The 2,761-nt window shown below is 69.1% G+C and carries 2 protein-coding genes; both read left to right on the forward strand.

The genetic code is table 11. The features are described 5' to 3' along the window. Window positions 1–1,621: SDR family NAD(P)-dependent oxidoreductase (locus tag ACFXB5_RS53280; RefSeq protein ID WP_385223241.1), on the forward strand; the 1,621-nt coding region annotated here is incomplete at its 5' end. 13 nt (window positions 1,622–1,634) lie between these two features. After that, on the forward strand, window positions 1,635–2,761 hold a 1,127-nt coding region (locus ACFXB5_RS53285; protein WP_385223243.1), incomplete at its 3' end, for a beta-ketoacyl synthase N-terminal-like domain-containing protein.

The following is a 2,761-nucleotide window of genomic DNA, read 5'->3' on the forward strand; positions in this document are numbered from 1 at the left end:
CCTGCGGCTGCTGCCGCGCGGTGGCCGGTTCGTGGAGATGGGCAAGACTGACATCCGCAACCCCGAGCAGGTCGCCGAGTCCCACCCTGGGGTCGCCTACCAGGCGTTCGACCTGATGGATGCGGGCGAGCCGCGGGTCGCGGAGATGCTGGCCGAGCTGGGGGCGATGTTCGACGCGGGGACGCTGACTCCGCCGCCTGTGACGTGTTTCGAGCTGTCGCAGGCGGTGGCGGCGCTGCGCCATCTCCAGGCCGCCCGCCACATTGGCAAGGTCGTGTTGAACGTCCCCGCCCAGTGGGACCCGCAGGGCATCGTCCTGGTCACGGGTGGCACCGGAACGTTGGGCGGGGAGTTGGCCCGGCACCTGGTGAACGTCCGCGGGATGAAACACCTGCTGCTGATGTCCCGGCGGGGCCCGGCGGCGCCGGGAGTGGCTCGTCTGGTGGCGGAGCTGGCGCAGTCGGGTGCGGAGGTGCGGGTGCAGGCGGGCGATGCCGCCGACCGCGACGCCCTCGCCTCCGTCCTGGCCAGGATCGCGGGTGAGCGTCCGCTGACGGCGGTGGTTCATGCCGCCGGTGTGATCGACGACGCGACCGTGGAGTCACTGACGCCCGAGCGCATGGCGCCGGTGCTGGCCGCCAAGGCGGATGCGGCGTGGAACGTGCACGAGCTGACCGAAGACGCGGGCCTGGCCGGCTTCGTCCTCTACTCCTCGGCCGCGGCCGTCATGGGCAGTCCGGGCCAAGGCAGTTACGCCGCCGCCAACGCGTTCCTGGATGCACTCGCCACCTACCGTCGAGACCGGCACCTGGCCGGCCAGTCGCTGGCCTGGGGGCTGTGGGCCCAGACCTCCGAGATCACCGGGCAGTTGGCCGGCGCTGACCTCTCCCGTCTGCGCCGTGGCGGCGTCCAGCCGCTGTCGACCGAGCAGGGCCTGGCGCTGTTCGAGGCCGCTGCCGCACTGGGTGCGCCGTTGGCCGTCCCGGCCCGACTGGACCTGGCAGCCTTCTCTCGCGGCGGAAGGCCGGTGCCCGCGCTGCTGCGGGGTCTGACCGCTGGTGGCCTCGCCGCACGCCCGACCGCGGCCGTTGCCGTGGCTGCCGGTGGCCTGGCGGCCCGGTTGGCCGCCTTGAGTCCTGCCGAGCGTGAGCAGGAAGTCCTGGAGATCGTCCGGGCCTCCGTCGCCGTCGTGCTGGGCCACGCACACCCCGGGGACATTGATCCCCAGTGGGCGTTCCGGGACATGGGCATCGACTCCCTGACCGGGCTGGAGCTGCGCAACCGGCTCGCGAACGAGACCGGCCTCACCCTCCCCGCCACCTTGGTCTTCGACCAGCCGACACCATTGGAGGTTGCCCGGTTCCTGTGCCCGGAGATCCTTGCGGACGTGGTGGTGGAACCGGCGGTCCTCACCCAGCTCACCCAGCTGGAATCAATCCTCTCCGAAGTACCCGCGGACAGCGAAATGCGCTCCGACATCACGGCCCGGCTGCGGACGGTGCTGTTGAAATGGATGCGCAACCAGGAGCCGGCGGCGGAGAACACCGCGGCACAGAAACTCGAGTCGGCCTCGGCTGATGAAGTCTTTGACTTTATTGCTAAAGAGCTAGGAGTTTCCTAATCCAATGACTGAGATGACAGAGCACGAGAAGCTCCTCAGCTACCTGAAGAAGGTCACGGCCGACTCCTACGAGACCAAGGAACGCCTGCGGAAGATCGAGGCACGCGAACAGGAACCGGTGGCGATCGTCGGTATGGGGTGCCGGTTCCCGGGTGGGGTCGAGGACCCGGAGGGTTTCTGGCAGCTGGTTGCTTCGGGGACCGATGCGATGTCGGGCTTCCCGGTGAACCGCGGTTGGGAGACGCCCGACCTGTCCGAGTCCGATGACGAGGGCGCTGCCTACACCCCGGTGGGCGGTTTCCTGGAGGGTGCCGGTGGGTTCGATGCGGAGTTCTTCGGGATCAGTCCGCGTGAGGCGTTGGGGATGGATCCGCAGCAGCGGTTGCTGTTGGAGACGTGCTGGGAGGCGCTGGAAGACGCGGGGATCGAGCCGGGTTCGCTGCGTGGCTCCGACACGGGTGTCTACGCCGGCATCATCGCGTTGGGGTACCGGGTCGGTGAGCGGGACGGTGCCGGTGGTTTCGGGATGACCGGGACGACGGCGAGTGTGGCGTCGGGCCGGGTGGCGTACTCGCTGGGGTTGCAGGGGCCTGCCGTCTCGATCGACACTGCCTGCTCGTCGTCTCTGACGGCGATTCACCTGGCCGCGCAGGCGCTCCGCTCCGGTGAGTGCGGGATGGCGCTGGCCGGTGGTGTGACGGTGATGGCCTCGCCTGGGACGTTCACGGAGTTCGCGCGGCAGCGGGGGTTGGCTGCCGATGGGCGGTGCAAGCCGTTCGCGGAGGCTGCTGATGGCACCGGTTGGGGCGAGGGCGTCGGTGTCCTGGTGCTGGAGCGGTTGTCCGATGCGCGTGAGCGTGGGCACCGGGTGTTGGCGGTGGTTGCGGGTAGTGCGGTGAACCAGGATGGTGCGAGTAATGGTTTGTCGGCGCCGAATGGTCCGTCGCAGCAGCGGGTGATTCGGGCGGCGTTGGCGAGTGCGGGGTTGCAGCCGGCTGACGTTGATGTGGTGGAGGCGCACGGTACGGGTACGGCGTTGGGTGATCCGATTGAGGCGCAGGCGCTGTTGGCGACTTATGGGCAGGGTCGGCCGGAGGGTCGGCCGTTGCTGTTGGGTTCGGTGAAGTCGAATATCGGTCA

The sequence above is a fragment of the Streptomyces sp. NPDC059455 genome (assembly GCF_042750115.1).
Taxonomy (GTDB): Bacteria; Actinomycetota; Actinomycetes; order Streptomycetales; family Streptomycetaceae; genus Streptomyces; species Streptomyces endocoffeicus.